The following is a 17,286-nucleotide window of genomic DNA, read 5'->3' on the forward strand; positions in this document are numbered from 1 at the left end:
GGGCTTTTTGTTGTTTACAATTCTGGTTTAAGTGTTTAAAGAGTAGGCATTTTTTGCCAAATCTCGATTGGGTAAACCGATGCTTTATGCCACTATGGCACCAGGATATAAGAATGAATAAGGAGGTCTTGTGAACAAGGCCATTGAAATTAAAAAGCTAGGTCAACTTGATATCATTCAAGACAGTGCGCCGTATGCCAAAGACCCGACGCAGCTTTTCCACACCTTGTGTGAGAACAAAACAGATAGCCTGCTGCTTGAATCGGCAGAAATCGACTCGAAGCAAAACCTGAAAAGCTTGCTGATTGTTGACTCGGCAGTGCGCATCGTCTGTATGGGCCACAGTGTTACCTTAACTGCTCTCACAGCCAACGGCGAGCACCTACTTAACCATCTTCGCCACAATATTCGTGACACGATTCAACACCAAGCGACCCCAACCACGCTGACGCTGCATTTTGAGGCGCCGTGCGACACACTCGATGAGGACTCTCGTCTGCGCGAAGCATCGTCGTTCGATGCGTTACGTTTGATCCAACATAGCTTCGATCTCAAAGCGCACGATCAGCACGCGCTGTTTCTTGGCGGTTTATTTGCCTATGACTTGGTCGCCAATTTTGAGCCACTCGGTGATGCAACCCAAGCCAACCAATGTCCTGACTACGTCTTCTATGTGGCTGAAACTCTGTTGGTTGTCGACCACCAACGCGAAAGCTGCGAACTTCAAGCGACCCTATTTGCCAACGAGAGTGAAGCGCCGACGCTGCGCGCTCGTCTCGAGGCGATCAAAAGCCAGTGCCAAGTACTAAAACCTTTGCCTGAGGCAAAAAAATTGGCTCAAGTCGATGCCGTGCCAAGCGTCAGCGATGATGATTTCTGCCAGACCGTTCGCGATCTCAAAGAGTACGTCGTTAAAGGTGATGTGTTTCAAGTGGTGCCGTCACGCCGATTTACCTTGCCCTGCCCTTCACCACTGGCGGCGTACAAAGCACTCAAAGAGAGCAACCCAAGCCCTTACATGTTCTACATGCAAGATGAGCTCTTCACTTTGTTTGGCGCCTCACCTGAAAGTGCGTTGAAATACGAAACCCACACCAACCAAGTCGAGATTTACCCTATTGCCGGCACCCGCCGTCGCGGTAAACGTGCAAACGGCGAGATTGATTTTGACCTCGATAGCCGAATTGAACTGGAGCTGCGCACAGACAAAAAAGAGAACGCCGAGCACATGATGTTGGTGGATCTGGCGCGCAACGATGTCGCTCGCATCAGTGCAGCGGGGACACGGCACGTCGCCGATCTCCTCAAAGTGGACCGTTACAGCCACGTGATGCACCTCGTGTCACGCGTGGTGGGCCAACTGCGCAGCGACCTTGATGCGCTGCATGCCTACCAAGCGTGCATGAACATGGGCACCCTCACTGGCGCGCCTAAAATTCGCGCTATGCAATTGATTCGCGATGTCGAAGGCGCCAGGCGCGGCAGCTATGGCGGTGCCGTCGGCTACCTAACTGGCGAAGGGACGCTCGATACCTGTATCGTTATTCGCTCGGCCTACGTTGAGAATGGTATTGCACAAGTCCAAGCGGGGGCTGGTGTGGTGTTTGATTCCGACCCACAAGCTGAAGCCGACGAAACCCGTGGCAAAGCACAGGCGGTGATTGCCGCTATTCAAGCGGCTCATAAGGAGTAATCTCATGGCGAACATCGTATTTATTGATAACTTCGACTCCTTTACCTACAACTTGGTCGACCAATTTCGCTCACTAGGTCACTCCGTCAAAATTTATCGCAACCACATTGCGGCCGAGGTAATTGAGCAAGCCGTTCATCAACTCGACAACCCTGTGGTGTTGCTGTCACCGGGTCCGGGGGCGCCGTCCGAAGCTGGCTCAATGCCAGAACTGATTACACGCCTAAAAGGCCAAGTACCAATGATCGGCATTTGCCTTGGCCACCAAGCGATTGTTGAAGCCTATGGTGGCGTGGTGGAAGGTGCAGGAGACATCGTTCATGGTAAGGTCTCCATGATGTCACATCAAAAGCACGCGACCTACGCAGACCTACCGTCACCGCTTGCCATCGCTCGTTACCACTCTTTAGTGGCCACCAAGGTGCCTGACACGTTAACGGTCACGGCAGAAGTGGATGGCTTAGTGATGTCAGTGGTTCAAGAAGACGATAAAGTGTGTGGATTCCAGTTCCACCCAGAGTCGATTATGACGACTTATGGCGCCACACTGCTCGCCAACGCGATTGACTGGGCACTTGAGAAACAACACGGATAAGAATTGGAGAAGCACAATGGAAGCCATCATCAACAAACTGTATGACCAAATCTCACTGACGCAAGCTGAAAGCCAACAGCTGTTTGATGTCATTATCCGTGGCGAATTGGATCCGATCTTAATGGCCACAGCGCTAACGGCACTAAAAATCAAAGGGGAAACACCCGATGAGATCGCTGGTGCGGCCAAAGCTCTGCTGGCGAACGCCAACCCGTTCCCACGTCCAGATTACGATTTTGCCGACATCGTCGGCACCGGTGGCGACGGTCACGACACCATCAATATTTCGACCACTGCCGCATTTGTCGCCGCCGCGTGTGGGCTAAAGGTGGCCAAACACGGCAACCGTAGCGTATCGAGCAAATCGGGCTCATCAGATTTACTCGACTCGTTTGGTATTAATCTCGCGATGAGCGCAGAAGAGACCCGTAAAGCGGTGGATGAACTCGGCGTCGCCTTTCTGTTCGCGCCGCAATATCACGGCGGCGTTCGTCATGCGATGCCGGTGCGCCAAACGATGAAAACTCGCACCATCTTTAATATTTTAGGCCCACTGATTAACCCAGCCCGCCCTAACATCGAATTGATGGGCGTGTACAGTGAAGAACTGGTTCGTCCTATTGCGGAAACCATGTTACAAATGGGAATGAAGCGCGCGGCCGTGGTGCACGGCAGTGGCTTGGATGAAGTGGCCATTCATGGCCCGACAACGGTGGCTGAGATCAAAGAGGGGCAAATCATTGAATACACTCTTACTCCTGCGGATTTTGGCTTAGGTGAACACCCGCTAGAGGCGATCAAAGGTGGCTCACCACAAGAAAACCAAGCCATCATTACCGATATGCTCACCGGGAAAGGCACAGAGGCGCAACTCGGGGCGGTCGCGGCAAACGTTGCGTTGTTGATGCGCTTATTTGGCCACGACGATCTCAAAGCCAACACTCAACAAGCCATCGAGGCAATGAATTCCGGTAAAGCGTTTGAGCTTGTTCAACGCCTTGCCGCCCATGCTTAAGGAATAGAGACCATGACTGACGTCAACATACCTTCAACGGAGCAACTCTCCGAACACGTCTCACAGCAAGAAGCACAAATGGCGGAAGTGCTGGCTAAGATCGTACGTGATAAGTACCAGTGGGTCGCAGAGCGCAAAGTCGCCGAGCCTCTGAGCACATTTCAGTCAGCACTCGAGCCTTCTGACCGTAGCTTTTATGACGCGTTAAGCAGTGAACAGACGGTGTTCATTACCGAATGCAAAAAGGCCTCACCATCAAAAGGGCTGATCCGCGATGATTTCAATCTGGACTACATCGCCTCTGTTTACGACAAGCATGCCAATGCGATCTCGGTACTGACCGATGAGAAATACTTCCAAGGCAGCTTCGATTTTCTGCCTCAAGTGCGCCGCCAAGTGAGACAACCCGTGTTGTGTAAAGACTTTATGGTCGACAGCTACCAAGTCTACTTAGCTCGCCATTACAGCGCGGATGCGGTTCTGCTGATGCTCTCGGTACTTAATGACGAGCAATACAAAACCTTGGAGTCGGCGGCTCATAGCCTCAACATGGGCGTCTTGACCGAGGTGAGCAACGAAGAAGAGTTGAGCCGTGCCGTTCACTTGGGTGCCCGCGTCATTGGCATCAACAACCGTAATTTGCGCGACCTGAGCACCGATCTTAATCGCACGAAAGCACTGGCGCCGACGCTACGCGAACTCGCGCCAGACGCCATTATCATCTCGGAATCAGGCATTTATACCCACCAGCAAGTCCGAGATCTGGCCCGATACGCCGATGGCTTTTTGATTGGCAGCTCCTTAATGGCTGAAGAAGATCTTGAGCTGGCGGTGCGCAAAGTCACCCTTGGTGAAAACAAGGTGTGTGGCCTCACTCACCCTGATGATGCCGCCAAAGCGTACCACGCTGGCGCCGTGTTCGGCGGGCTGATTTTTGTCGACGCGTCTCCACGTTATGTCAACCTTGAAACCGCGCGCTTAACCATGAGCGGCGCGCCTTTGCGCTATGTCGGCGTGTTTCAAAACCAGCCGCTTGATAGCGTTGCTGAGCGCGTACAATCCCTCGGTTTAAGCGCGGTGCAGTTACACGGCGATGAAGATGAAGGCTACGTGAGCGAGCTGAAAGCCGCACTGCCAGAAGGGGTTGAGATTTGGAAAGCGTACGGCATTAAAGATTCGCTCCCGACGCTTATCGAACAGGGAGTGGATCGTCATCTGTTGGACACCAAGGTGGGCAGCCAGACAGGCGGCACCGGCCTTGTGTTCAACTGGTCACTGATTGACAACCCTGAGCGCATAATGCTCGCAGGTGGAATCACCCCATTTAATGCCCAAAAAGCGGCCTCACAGGGCTGCCTCGGATTGGATCTCAATTCAGGGGTCGAAAGCGAGCCGGGTAAAAAAGATCAAGAGAAGTTGCAACAAGCGTTTGCAGCCATTAGACATTACTGATTGCGCGAGCAATCGCGACAACATAGATAGGAATTACATCATGGCAAAACTCGACGCCTACTTTGGTGAATATGGCGGTCAATATGTCCCTCAAATCCTAGTCCCTGCGCTTGAACAGCTTGAGCAAGCCTTTATTGATGCGCAGCAGGATGATGGCTTTCGCAGCGAGTTCATGTCTCTGCTGCAAGAGTATGCAGGACGCCCAACCGCACTTACCTTGACGCGCAACCTCACCAAAGGTACCAAGACAAAGCTGTACCTGAAACGTGAAGATTTACTTCACGGCGGCGCGCATAAAACCAACCAAGTGTTGGGTCAAGCTCTGCTCGCCAAACGCATGGGTAAAAACGAGATCATCGCCGAAACAGGCGCGGGTCAACATGGGGTCGCCACCGCGTTAGCTTGCGCACTACTTGGTCTTAAATGTCGCGTCTACATGGGGGCCAAAGATGTCGAACGTCAAAGCCCGAACGTATTTCGCATGAAATTGATGGGCGCAGAGGTGATTCCCGTCCATTCTGGTTCATCGACCCTGAAAGATGCGTGTAATGAAGCGCTGCGTGACTGGTCTGGCTCCTACGAAACCGCGCATTACCTCTTGGGTACGGCGGCAGGCCCGCACCCCTTCCCGACCATTGTACGTGAATTCCAACGCATAATTGGCGAAGAGACCAAAAACCAGATTCTTGCCCGCGAAGGGCGTTTGCCTGATGCCGTGATTGCCTGTGTAGGCGGCGGTTCAAACGCCATCGGCATGTTTGCAGATTTCATCGAAGAAGAGAGTGTTCGCCTCATAGGTGTGGAACCCGCTGGCAAAGGCATCGATACCGACCAACACGGCGCACCGCTCAAACACGGTAAAACCGGCATTTTCTTTGGCATGAAAGCGCCTCTGATGCAAGACGAGCACGGACAAGTCGAAGAGTCCTACTCAGTATCGGCTGGCTTGGATTTCCCATCGGTTGGTCCTCAGCACGCGCACCTCAATGCGATTGGCCGAGCGGAGTACGACAACGTCACTGACGACGAAGCCCTTGACGCTTTCCAAGAACTCGCTCGCCATGAAGGCATTATTCCTGCGCTCGAGTCCTCGCATGCCCTCGCTCACGCGCTGCGAATGGCGAGAGAAAATCCAGAAAAAGAACAGTTGTTGGTCGTCAACCTATCCGGTCGTGGGGATAAAGACATTTTCACTGTGCACGCCCTATTAGAAGAAAAAGGAGTGATCTAATGAGCCGTTATCAAAACATGTTTGCGCGACTCGCTGAACGTAACCAAGGCGCATTTGTCCCCTTCGTCACAGTCTGTGATCCAAACCCAGACCAATCCCTGCGCATAATGCAGACCCTTGTCGAATCAGGTGCGGATGCGCTAGAGCTTGGCTTTCCGTTTTCAGATCCGCTGGCCGATGGCCCGACCATTCAAGGGGCCAACATTCGTGCCCTTGATGCCGGTGCGACGCCCGATCTCTGTTTTGAGCAAATCGGCAAGATTCGCGCGCAATACCCTGAGCTACCGATCGGTCTGTTGATGTATGCCAACCTCGTCTACGCACGCGGTATTGAGCATTTTTACCAACGCTGTGCCCAAGTAGGCATTGATTCGGTATTGATCGCCGACGTTCCCACCAATGAAAGTGCTGAGTTTGTCGCCGCCGCGGAGAAATTTGGTGTACACCCGATTTTCATCGCCCCGCCGACCGCCAGTGACGAAACGTTGAAGCAGGTGGCTAGCCTGGGTGGTGGTTATACCTATTTGCTCTCACGTGCTGGGGTCACCGGTGCAGAAACCAAAGCGAATATGCCCGTTGATCATATGCTGGATAAACTGCGCCAGTTCGATGCGCCACCGGCGTTACTCGGTTTCGGTATTTCGCAGCCTAGTCAGGTCAAACAAGCGCTCGATGCCGGTGCAGCAGGCGCGATCTCAGGGTCGGCCGTGGTAAAAATCATCGAAACAAACCGCGAAGATTGTGAAAAAATGTTAACGGAACTCGCCACTTTCACTCGCGAGATGAAAGCGGCCACACAACGCTAACCCCTTTCCGTTTTACTTTCTATGAAGTCGGTTTCTCATTTTTGTGAGAAACCGAACATTTCATTAACAAAACAAACAACCCTTCCAATCAATCATTCCAGTCCAAGTTATTCGCCAAGTCATTATATTTACCATTAAACCGAAACAGGCAAACGTTTGCTTTGTTGTGAAAACTTGTCGTTTATCAATAAATTTGTATTTTATTCCTCCGATCACTCCCTCCGACTATTGCCAATTGTAAAAATTACGTGTAAAAAACCTCACGATATTATTATCCAAAGATAAGTTTTCACTTAGAGGGTAATTCTAGGATTTTATAATTTATTAGCACAGAGGTTATGGAAGTGTTAAAAGAAAAGAGTTTACTAAGCAACATCGGCGTGCAAGTCGTGATTGCAATGATCGTTGGTACTGCCGTTGGTGCCATGATGGGTGATGGTGCGACAGTATTTGCGCCTCTTGGTGCCATCTTTATCAACCTAATCAAGATGCTCGTGATCCCATTGGTCGCTGTGGCATTGATCTCAGGGGCTGCGGGTCTGGGCAACAGCTCAAATGCGGGTAAAGTGGGCATCACTACACTGGCCTACTTCGGCCTGACCTCTGCCGCTGCCGTTGCCCTCGCTTTGGTAATGGGTGAAGTCTTCAAACCGGGTCTAGGCGTTGATGTCTCTGGTGTTGAAGGCATGTTCTCAGCTGAGTATGCTTCAAAGGGTGAACTTCCAACTTTCTGGGCAACCGTCACTGGTATGATCCCAACCAACGTTTTCCAATCACTCAATGATGCGAACATCCTTCAGATCCTTGTGTTCTGTCTGTTCTTTGGTATTGCGATTTCGAAGCAAGCGAAAGAACGCCGCGAACCTATCATCAACGGCGTAAACTGCATTGTTGACGCGATGGTTTGGATGATCAACAAAGTGATGATCATCGCTCCTATCGGTGTATTTGGCCTGATGGCTGAAGCAGTCGGTACGTTTGGATTTGGCGCACTCATGGTGGTATTCAAACTATTCGTTGTCTACGTTGCCGCGATTCTTATCTTCGGTTTCATTGCCTACCCGCTGATGGTTCACATCTTCACTAAGACATCTGCGAAGAAGTTCCTAGTTGCAATGAAGAAGCCACAAGCCGTTGCACTATCTACCGCCTCTTCTATGGCAACACTACCCGTCACCATGGACACCGTGGAGCACGAGCTGGGTGTGAAAAACTCAACGGCATCATTCGTACTGCCGCTAGGTGCGACCATCAACATGTCTGGTAACGCCATTTACTACGGCTTGGTGGCCATCTTCTTCGCACAACTGTTCAATATTGACCTATCGATGGGTGCATACATTGCGATCATCGTCACGTCGACCTTAGGTGCAGTTGGCCAAGCGGGCGTACCGGGTCCATCATTCCTTGTGGTTGCTGTCCTGCTTGCGGCGGGGATTCCAATCGAAGGTCTACCACTGCTGTTCGCTTTAGACCGTATTTTTGACATGATTCGTACTGCGCTTAACATCACAGGTGATGCAGCGTGTGCGGTTATCGTTGATGCATTGGTTGAAGAAGAGAAACAGCAAGAGCTGCAAAAGCAAGAAGCTTAATCGCAAGCCACTCGCTATTCATTGTCCAACGGCCTCATTACGAGGCCGTTTTGTTATCTGGGAGATTGCGGTTGGAGAGTGATTTCACCAGGTTTAATAGCGCTTTAAAGTCAGGGTCTCGGCAATCTTTTACCAGTTCATAGAGCGCCATTTCCACGCTAGTCAGCGCTATACCGCTTCGCGCTATCTTCTCTAACGCCAACTGCTTGTTGCTCATCGTTCGCGATGATGTTGCGTCCACCACAAGATGAGGCTCCCATCCCAAACGCTTAAGCCCAAGCACTGTTTGATAGACGCAAATGTGCGTCTCTATGCCACACACTAACCACTGGGTTCGAGCGCTTTGATTGAGAGCCTCCAACACCGCTGGCTCAGCATTGGCGTCAAATGTCCATTTTGCCAATGGTTGATGCGGGGTTAAGGCGGCTTGAAGCTCAGGCGTGGTCTTACCCAATTTATCTGGGTGTTGCTCGACCCAGACAATAGGCAGCGCTAGCGTTTTCGCCGCTTCCACTAAGGCGAGACAATGCGCTATCAGCGCATCACTCTCTTGTACAAGACGCGCTAACTCACCTTGCACATCGATGATCAGCAACCCCGTGGTCGCCTTGTTCAACATCAGCGGTGGTTGGTTAGTCATGCCTGTTCCTTATTGGTTCGAGTCTCTCACATGGCAACACTGTGACCCATATTGCTCATGATTGGAAACCTCTTTGATCACACTATTCACTACCCTCAACCTCTCACAAAAAATCCGCCACAAAAAAACCGCTCCGAAGAGCGGTTTGTGAAACCTAGACTAGGTAACAAGAGTTACGCTAAATCAAAACGATCCGCGTTCATAACTTTGGTCCACGCCGCGACGAAATCCTTAACCAATTTCTCTTGGTTATCGTCTTGTGCGTACACCTCAGCGTAAGCGCGCAGGATAGAGTTAGAACCAAAGACTAAGTCAACGCGTGTGGCTGTCCACTTAGTTTCGCCTGTCTTACGGTCATTGATGTGGTACAGGTTGCGACCTTTCGGTTCCCAACTGTACGCCATATCCGTTAGATTAACGAAGAAGTCGTTGGTCAGTGCTCCGACACGGTCAGTAAACACACCATGCTCAGTACCAGCGTGATTAGTGCCAATAACGCGCAGACCGCCAAGCAGTACTGTCATTTCTGGCGCGGTTAGGCCCATCAACTGAGCTCGGTCGAGCAGCATTTCTTCTGGGTTCACCACGTAGTGTTTCTTCTGCCAGTTGCGGAAACCATCCGCCAAAGGCTCCAGCACGTCGAAAGACTCCACATCCGTCATCGCATCGGTCGCATCACCTCGACCCGGTGCAAACGGAACAGGCACATTGAACCCAGCCGCTTTAATCGCTTTTTCTACACCGACATTACCGGCAAGTACGATGGTATCCGCAACACTAGCGCCAAACTGCGCAGCAAGCGGTTCTAGCACAGCCAGTACCTTGGCTAAACGCTCAGGCTCGTTGCCTTCCCAGTTATTTTGTGGAGCAAGACGGATACGCGCACCGTTTGCACCGCCACGGTTATCCGAACCACGGAAGGTACGAGCGCTATCCCAAGCCGTTGTCACCAATTCACTGACGCTCAGGTTGCTTGCTTCGATCGCCGCTTTCAAACCCGCAACATCGTAATCGGATTTGCCGGCTGGGATTGGGTCTTGCCAAATTAAATCTTCCGCTGGAACATCAGGGCCAAAGTAACGTGCTTTCGGGCCAAGATCGCGGTGGGTTAACTTGAACCATGCTCTAGCAAATACTTCATCGAAATAGGCAGGATCTTTGTGGAAACGTTCAGAAATCTTACGGTACTCAGGATCCACTTTCAGCGCCATGTCAGCGTCTGTCATCATTGGATTGTAACGTTTTGATGAGTCTTCCACATCAACCGGCTTATCTTCTTCTGCGATATCCACCGGCTCCCATTGCCACGCACCAGCTGGGCTCTTGGTGAGCTGCCACTCATACTTAAACAGCAAATCAAAGTAGCCGTCGTCCCATTGGGTTGGGTTAGTTGTCCAGGCACCTTCGATACCACTGGTCACTGTGTTGCGACCAATGCCACGCGACTTGTGGTTCATCCAGCCCATGCCTTGCTCTTCAAGACCTGCGGCTTCTGGATCTGGACCAAGCTCGCCCGCGTCACCGTTACCGTGCGCCTTACCGACGGTGTGTCCACCTGCCGTCAGTGCCACTGTCTCTTCATCGTTCATCGCCATACGCGCAAACGTCACGCGCATATCTTGAGCGGTTTTCAGTGGATCTGGGTTACCGTCGACCCCTTCTGGGTTAACGTAAATAAGGCCCATCATTACCGCAGCCAATGGGTTTTCAAGATCACGCTCACCGGAGTAACGGCTATTCTCTGAGCCAGATGGCGCTAGCCACTCTTGCTCGCTACCCCAATAGATGTCTTTTTCTGGGTGCCAAATGTCTTCACGACCAAAGGCAAAACCAAAGGTCTTAAAGCCCATTGATTCATACGCCATATTACCGGCAAGAATCATCAAATCCGCCCAGCTGATTTTGTTGCCGTATTTGCGTTTGATTGGCCAAAGTAAGCGACGTGCTTTGTCTAGGTTGGCGTTATCTGGCCAAGAGTTGAGTGGTGCAAAGCGCTGGTTACCGGTCGAACCGCCCCCGCGACCGTCCTCGGTACGGTAACTACCTGCTGAGTGCCACGCCATACGAATCATCAAGCCACCATAGTGTCCCCAATCTGCAGGCCACCACTCTTGGCTGTTGGTCATCAACGCTTTTAAATCTTGTTTAAGTGCTTCTACGTCGAGTTTTTTGAGCTCTTCTCTATAGTTGAAATCCGCGCCGAGAGGATTCGTTTTGTTGTCATGTTGATGCAAGATGTCTAGGTTCAACGCCTTTGGCCACCACGCGACATTGGATGAACTGGCATCGGTATGGCTACCGTGCATGACCGGACATTGACCAGCCCCTTGAGTGCTTTGATCTTTCATTGCTTATCCCTTTCTTGCTCTTATGTATTTGTTCCTATACCACATCTATGTTGGCAGGGGCACTGAAAACCCTATTTGATCTAAATCAAAAACACAGCCTGACGTTGTGTAGGAATTGCTTGAATTGACACAGGAAGCATAGAAAAGATTTGTCTATTTCACGAGGTTATTTCGCCTATATATTCAATCGTCAAAACCTATGGTTTTAAGTTATGCCGTTTTAAGAGTGCGACAAGTCCAAAAGAAAACAGAAAGTATAACAACAAAAAAAAGCGGCCAATTTGGCCGCCTCGATCATTGGGTCATTAAAGACTGGATAAACAAAGATTATAGGAAGTTCAACGACGCCGTTAGAGAGAACACGCCCATGTCTTCTTTATCCATTTTGTAGTTCTCATATTTGGCACCGACAGTGAGCGGGCCAAAGATTTGGTAGTCTGCACCCACACCAAGCATGATGTCGTAGCCATCATCTTCTAGTGCTGCGTTGCTTGAAGATTGCTCCCAAGAGTGCACGCCAGCTTTACCATACACTTGAAGGGGACCAAGATTGATGCTTGGTTTTGCCGCAAAGTAAACGTTGTCTAGTTTGACCTTTGAAGTACCCGTCTCAAACTCACCAAGATTGTTGTAGCCCGCCTCAAGGCCAATAAAAGGCAAAATACCCGTACCGACATGAACATTGTACGCCGTTGAACTATCTCCTAAGAAATCCGAGTTACCGACTGAAGCGCCGCCGTAAATCCATGAGTCTGCTGACGCGGTCGCTGATGCCCCAATCAAAGCGAGCGCTAGTAGTGTTTTTTTCATAATTAACCTTCTCTCGTTTAAAAAGGTAATGGAGAGTAGCAAGCGGCAATCCATTACCTGTCAATCGTCAAAATACCGTACCGTGATTAAATCTAAGCAAGTATTATGCCTATCTATTCACTGCTTAATCGTACTCGGTAAGTAACCTTAGATATCATCTATCGCATTCTTCACCCGTTTGTCTGACACCGGGTACGGCGTACCCAGTTGCTGGGCAAAGTAACTGACACGCAGCTCCTCTATCATCCAGCGAATCTCTTTAACGGACTCAGGAATCGCCATCCCTTTAGGGATCTTATTGAGCAGCTCCTTGTAATCATTGGTCACCGACTCAATTTTCAGCATATGCAGCCTATCTTTATTCGGGTCGATGGGCAGTTTTTCCATCCGACGTTCAATCGCTTTCATGTAACGCAAGATGTCTGGTAATCGCTTCCAGCCGCATTCCGTCGCAAACCCTTTGAAGATCAACCCCTCGATTTGCGCTTTGATGTCTGATAAAGCGAACGCCATCGTAAAGTCGATTTTGCCTTTGAGCTTTTTGTTGATGCTAAACGCGGTCGTTAATATTGTTTCGACTTGCTTGGCGATATCCACGACTGTGTCACCAAGCTCGCCGCGTACATGCTCTTTCAGCTGCTCAAACTGTTCAGGCTGCCACACCAAGCCGCCCTGCTCTTCAATGAGCTTATCGACGCCACACGCGATGCAGTCATCAATTAAGTCCATCACTTTGCCATACGGGTTAAAGTAGAGACCGAGTTTCGATTTGTTGGGCAGATTGGCGTGCAGATACTTAATCGGCGATGGCACATTGAGCAATATCAAACGGCGCTGACCCGCTTGCATTGCTTGAATCTGCTCTTGCTCGGTTTCAAATAGCTTGATTTCTACGCTGTCTTTGCCATCAATGATGGCAGGGTAAGCTTTGACATCATACCCACCCCGCTTCTGCTGGTAGACTTTTGGCAGTTCACCAAAACTCCACGTGTGCAGACCTTGCTGTTCGATATCATCATCGGCCACTTTCGATAACGTCTCTTGCACCTGCTCTTTCAGGCTCTCTTTGAGCGCGTGCAAATCGCTGTTCTCTTTCAGTTTACGGTTGCGATGATCAACTGCGCGGAACGTCACTTTCAAATGATCAGGGAGCTGAGCAAGATTCCAATCTTCACGTAACACTTCCACACCCGTCATGCGGCGCAGCTCTTTTTCCAACGCATCGAGTAGTGGCAGCGCCATCGGCGTCACACGGGCAAGAAAGGCATCCGCGTAGTTGGGCGCGGGGACAAAGTTTTTCCGCACCATTTTGGGCAAGGATTTAATCAGGCTGACAACCAACTCATGGCGCAGGCCAGGAATTTGCCAGTCAAACCCCACGGGTTCCACTTGGTTCAAAATCGGCAGTGGAATGTGCACAGTGACGCCGTCACTATTCTCACCGGGCTCGAACTGATAGCTCAATTTGAGTTTGAGACCATTTTGATACCAGAAATTCGGATAATCGAGCTCAGTCACATGGCTCGCATCACCTTTGAACAGCATCTCTTTCTCGAAATTGAGCAGCTCAGGATTCTCTTTTGCCGCCGCTTTCCACCAAGTATCGAAATGGCGCCCAGAAACGACGTCCGTCCCCACACGCTGATCGTAAAAATCAAACAGCTCATCATCATCGACCAAAATATCTCGTCGACGTGACTTGTGCTCGAGCTCTTCCACTTCTTGGAGTAGCTTACGGTTTTGCTTGAAGAAAGCGTGTTTGGTTTCCCACTCTCCCTCAACCAATGCGCTGCGAATGAAGATTTCGCGGCTGACCGCAGCATCAATCGTTCCGTAGTTGACTAAGCGCTTGGGTACAATAGGGATGCCATACAGCATCACTTTTTCATACGCCATGACCGCTGCGCGTTTCTTCGACCAATGAGGCTCACTGTGGCTTCGTTTGATTAGGTGCTTCGCTAGAGGTTCCACCCACTCAGGCTGAATCTTGGCAATAATGCGGCCCCAAAGTTTCGATGTTTCCACCAGCTCGGCAGAGACAATCCACTTAGGTTGCTTTTTGAATAGGCCAGAGGCAGGGAAGATATGAAAACGCGCATTACGTGCCCCTTGGTACTCATTCTTCTCCTGATCTTTCATACCGATATGAGACAATAGCCCCACTAGCAGTGCACTGTGCACCCCTTGGTAACTCGCAGGCTCATCATTGAGTTTTGCATCCATCTCTCGCATTGACTGATGCAGTTGGAAATAGACATCTTGCCACTCACGAATTCGCAAGTAGTTGAGATAGTCCTCTTTACACTGCTTACGGAACTGGTTGCCCGTCAATTTTTTCTGCTGCTTTTGGATGTAATCCCATAGGTTAACGAAGGTCAGAAAGTCCGACTCTTCATGGAAAAAGCGGCGATGTTTATCATCGGACGATTGCTGTTTGTCGCTTGGGCGCTCCCTCGGATCTTGAATGGAGAGCGCAGAGGCAATCACCATCACCTCTTTGAGTGCGCCATACTTCGGCGCTTCCAACACCATACGCGCCAAACGTGGGTCAATCGGCAAACGGGCCAATTGACGCCCAGTCGGAGTAAGACGTTTTTTCGGATCTTTGGCTTTTTCGTTGATCGCCCCGAGCTCTTCGAGCAAACGCACACCGTCTTGGATGTTGCGCTTATCAGGCGCTTCAACAAATGGGAAAGCTTCGATGTCACCAAGGCCCAGAGCCGTCATCTGCAAAATGACCGACGCTAAGTTGGTGCGTAAGATCTCAGGATCGGTAAACTCTGGGCGAGAGTTAAAATCCTCTTCTGAGTAGAGGCGAATACAGATCCCCTCTTCCACACGTCCACAACGACCCTTACGCTGATTGGCGCTGGCTTGTGAAATGGGCTCAATCGGTAAGCGCTGAACTTTGGTGCGGTAACTATAACGACTGATGCGCGCCGTACCAGGATCAATCACGTATTTGATTCCCGGTACCGTTAGCGAGGTTTCCGCGACGTTGGTCGCGAGCACAATTCGACGCCCTGCGTGAGGTTGGAAAATTTTGTTCTGCTCACCTGCAGACAATCGCGCGTACAAAGGCACAATTTCGGTACTTTTCAGGTTGCGCTTAGCGAGTGCGTCCGCGGTGTCGCGAATTTCACGCTCACCGTTCATGAAGATCAAAATGTCGCCGAGCCCTTCATCGCACAGCTCATCCACCGCATCAAAAATACCTTCAAGCTGATCACGATCACTTTCGTCTTCACCGCTCAGTGGGCGATAGCGCGTCTCCACTGGGTAGGTTCTACCAGAAACTTCAATGATCGGAGCCTGGTTGAAGTGCTTTGAAAAACGCTCTGGATCGATGGTCGCCGAGGTAATGATGATTTTCAGATCTGGGCGCTTTGGCAACAGCTCTTTCAGATAGCCGAGGATGAAATCAATGTTCAGACTGCGCTCGTGCGCTTCATCGATAATGATGGTGTCGTATTGATTGAGAAAACGATCGTGTTGAATTTCAGCCAGCAAAATACCGTCTGTCATCAACTTGATCTGGGTGTTGTCAGAAATCTGATCGTTAAAGCGCACTTTGTAGCCGACAAACTCGCCGAGCGGCGTTTCCATCTCTTCAGCAATACGGTTCGCTACTGAGCGCGCTGCAAGACGACGGGGCTGGGTATGGCCAATCAAGCCATACTGACCACGGCCAAGCTCGGCACAAATTTTAGGCAACTGAGTCGTTTTACCTGAGCCGGTTTCACCGGCCACAATCACGACCTGATGCTCAGCAATCGCCTTCGCGATATCGTCTTTCTTTTGACTGACCGGCAGCTGCGCTGGGTAGTCGATAGTCGGCGTGTGTTGCCCTCGCAGCTCGGCCTGCATGATAGACTTGGCCATATCGAGTGCGATGTCATCAAACGCGGCATGACGCGCCGCGTCCTTTTTGATTTTACTTGCCCCGCTGATGCGTTTACTGAAACGAAAGCGATCGCGAAGCATACACTGCTCCAGCGCCTTACGTAATTGAGCGGGTGAATTCACTTGCGCGGCTGGCGCGCTCTTTTTATCTGGCTGTGACGAGGTCAAAGCATGTCCTATTTTGTTACTGTCGATAAAACTGCGCGGATTGTATCACAACTGTGTGGCGACGCGCCCGTCGCAAACATGCTGGGCGCGTGACAGGAAAAGGAAACGCCAATACGCCGACTCATTAGAACTCGTATTGCAGATACACGGTGTTGTAGTTACTGCCACCTTTAATGCGACCATACTGGGAGGCTTTTTCGAAAATGGCGCTGCGATGATGCAGAGAGTAGCCAAACCAGAGACGTTTCAGGTCGGTATTGCCGAGCAATGACCCCACATTGACATCAAATGAGAAATCAAGATAGTTGAGAAGCTTGCTGGGTTCTCTATCTTTACGTTCCATTTCTGTCCCCTCAATATGGGTTATGCTGTCAATGTACGACATCCCCTCCGCGACGCCAAAGCGCCATTGCGTTGGCCAGTTGAACGTGTAGTAGGCTTTGATCGCCGCGACGTATTCGGTTGACGCCGATTGTACGTCCGATGACCAGTGGTGAACGATCCCCGGCGTTAAATAAATATCCAGCGGCAAGCCAAACAACTCATCCGTTAAGGGATGGCCATAAAACAGCGACGTCAACTGGTTGTTATCAGGATCTTTTTCCGCATCAAAACGGAAGATTTCACCGATATTCGATGGTGTCGCCCAGCCGTGTGCGACGCGAAGATAACGATGGTTATTCAGCTCAGACTTTGGCGCGCGTGCTTGATCATTAAAAAAGCCAAAGCCGAGAAACAGCTCGCCTTGATAGCGGTCTTGGACCATGTTGGCCTGATAGGCATTGTCATCAAGGCGCGTCACACTGGTCTCACCCAAAAGATAGAGATTCGAGATCACATGATAACGGGCACTCATTCCCACATTCACATCAACGCCTGCCCCGACTGTCTCGCCGCTAAACTCGGACATCGCGTAGTAGTAGCTGTTGAAGTCAGCGTCTTTGTAGCGCACTTTGGCATACGGTGACCATTGCCAATCACCCGACTGATACTCCCCTTTAAACGTCAGGTTGGCGTGAAAGCGAAAATC

At 50.7% G+C, this 17,286-nt stretch carries 12 protein-coding genes; 7 read left to right on the plus strand and 5 right to left on the minus strand.

Annotated elements, in window-relative coordinates; all coding sequences use genetic code 11:
• The first annotated feature begins 130 nt into the window (after positions 1 to 130).
• From AC6R0L_RS06440 to AC6R0L_RS06470, 7 genes are all read left to right on the plus strand, one after another.
• On the plus strand, positions 131 to 1,693 hold the full coding sequence (locus AC6R0L_RS06440) for an anthranilate synthase component 1 (RefSeq protein WP_500628630.1): 1,563 nt from the start codon (positions 131 to 133) through the stop codon (positions 1,691 to 1,693).
• 4 nt (positions 1,694 to 1,697) lie between these two features.
• Positions 1,698 to 2,288 (plus strand): aminodeoxychorismate/anthranilate synthase component II, encoded by a 591-nt coding sequence (locus tag AC6R0L_RS06445; RefSeq protein WP_500628631.1) that lies wholly within the window; start codon positions 1,698 to 1,700, stop codon positions 2,286 to 2,288.
• A gap of 16 nt (positions 2,289 to 2,304) precedes the next feature.
• Entirely contained in the window at positions 2,305 to 3,303 is a 999-nt protein-coding gene (gene trpD / locus AC6R0L_RS06450) for an anthranilate phosphoribosyltransferase (RefSeq protein WP_500628632.1), read from the plus strand.
• A 12-nt stretch (positions 3,304 to 3,315) separates the two neighbouring features.
• Positions 3,316 to 4,755 carry a bifunctional indole-3-glycerol-phosphate synthase TrpC/phosphoribosylanthranilate isomerase TrpF gene (gene trpCF, locus AC6R0L_RS06455; RefSeq protein WP_500628633.1) on the plus strand — a complete coding sequence of 480 codons (1,440 nt, stop codon included), beginning with the start codon at positions 3,316 to 3,318 and terminating at the stop codon, positions 4,753 to 4,755.
• Positions 4,756 to 4,795: 40 nt separating this feature from the next.
• Entirely contained in the window at positions 4,796 to 5,986 is a 1,191-nt protein-coding gene (gene trpB, locus AC6R0L_RS06460) for a tryptophan synthase subunit beta (RefSeq protein WP_500628634.1), read from the plus strand.
• A complete protein-coding gene (trpA, locus tag AC6R0L_RS06465) occupies positions 5,986 to 6,792 on the plus strand; it encodes a tryptophan synthase subunit alpha (RefSeq protein WP_500628635.1) in 807 nt (268 codons plus the stop codon). Before trpB ends, trpA begins: the two co-directional genes overlap by 1 nt.
• Before the next feature lie 338 nt (positions 6,793 to 7,130).
• Positions 7,131 to 8,387 carry a dicarboxylate/amino acid:cation symporter gene (locus AC6R0L_RS06470; RefSeq protein ID WP_487901184.1) on the plus strand — a complete coding sequence of 419 codons (1,257 nt, stop codon included), beginning with the start codon at positions 7,131 to 7,133 and terminating at the stop codon, positions 8,385 to 8,387.
• A gap of 37 nt (positions 8,388 to 8,424) precedes the next feature.
• Here the strand turns inward: AC6R0L_RS06470 and AC6R0L_RS06475 are convergent, their stop codons facing one another.
• The 5 genes from AC6R0L_RS06475 to AC6R0L_RS06495 all read right to left on the minus strand — a co-directional run.
• Complete coding sequence (locus tag AC6R0L_RS06475; protein WP_500628641.1) at positions 8,425 to 9,006, minus strand: isochorismatase family protein; 582 nt, start codon at positions 9,004 to 9,006, stop codon at positions 8,425 to 8,427.
• A 194-nt stretch (positions 9,007 to 9,200) separates the two neighbouring features.
• The gene (katG, locus tag AC6R0L_RS06480) at positions 9,201 to 11,375 is read right to left on the minus strand and encodes a catalase/peroxidase HPI (RefSeq protein WP_500628636.1); all 2,175 of its coding nucleotides are present in this window, start codon (positions 11,373 to 11,375) and stop codon (positions 9,201 to 9,203) included.
• 327 nt (positions 11,376 to 11,702) lie between these two features.
• Complete coding sequence (locus AC6R0L_RS06485; RefSeq protein WP_487901182.1) at positions 11,703 to 12,185, minus strand: outer membrane beta-barrel protein; 483 nt, start codon at positions 12,183 to 12,185, stop codon at positions 11,703 to 11,705.
• A gap of 147 nt (positions 12,186 to 12,332) precedes the next feature.
• Positions 12,333 to 16,256: an ATP-dependent RNA helicase HrpA gene (hrpA, locus tag AC6R0L_RS06490; RefSeq protein WP_500628637.1), complete on the minus strand. Its 3,924-nt coding sequence runs from the start codon at positions 16,254 to 16,256 to the stop codon at positions 12,333 to 12,335.
• Positions 16,257 to 16,380: 124 nt separating this feature from the next.
• On the minus strand, positions 16,381 to 17,286 hold a 906-nt coding region (locus tag AC6R0L_RS06495; RefSeq protein ID WP_500628638.1), incomplete at its 5' end, for a MipA/OmpV family protein.

The organism is Vibrio sp. R15-SG3-ISO1A, assembly GCF_059833955.1.

Excerpts from the sequence above, each read along its gene's own strand:
- katG (WP_500628636.1), bottom strand. The coding sequence starts at position 11,375 with ATGAAAGATCAAAGCACTCAAGGGGCTGGTCAATGTCCGGTCATGCAC.
- trpD (WP_500628632.1), top strand. The coding sequence starts at position 2,305 with ATGGAAGCCATCATCAACAAACTGTATGACCAAATCTCACTGACGCAA.
- trpA (WP_500628635.1), top strand. The coding sequence starts at position 5,986 with ATGAGCCGTTATCAAAACATGTTTGCGCGACTCGCTGAACGTAACCAA.
- trpCF (WP_500628633.1), top strand. The coding sequence starts at position 3,316 with ATGACTGACGTCAACATACCTTCAACGGAGCAACTCTCCGAACACGTC.
- trpB (WP_500628634.1), top strand. The coding sequence starts at position 4,796 with ATGGCAAAACTCGACGCCTACTTTGGTGAATATGGCGGTCAATATGTC.
- AC6R0L_RS06485 (WP_487901182.1), bottom strand. The coding sequence starts at position 12,185 with ATGAAAAAAACACTACTAGCGCTCGCTTTGATTGGGGCATCAGCGACC.
- AC6R0L_RS06475 (WP_500628641.1), bottom strand. The coding sequence starts at position 9,006 with ATGTTGAACAAGGCGACCACGGGGTTGCTGATCATCGATGTGCAAGGT.
- AC6R0L_RS06445 (WP_500628631.1), top strand. The coding sequence starts at position 1,698 with ATGGCGAACATCGTATTTATTGATAACTTCGACTCCTTTACCTACAAC.
- AC6R0L_RS06470 (WP_487901184.1), top strand. The coding sequence starts at position 7,131 with ATGGAAGTGTTAAAAGAAAAGAGTTTACTAAGCAACATCGGCGTGCAA.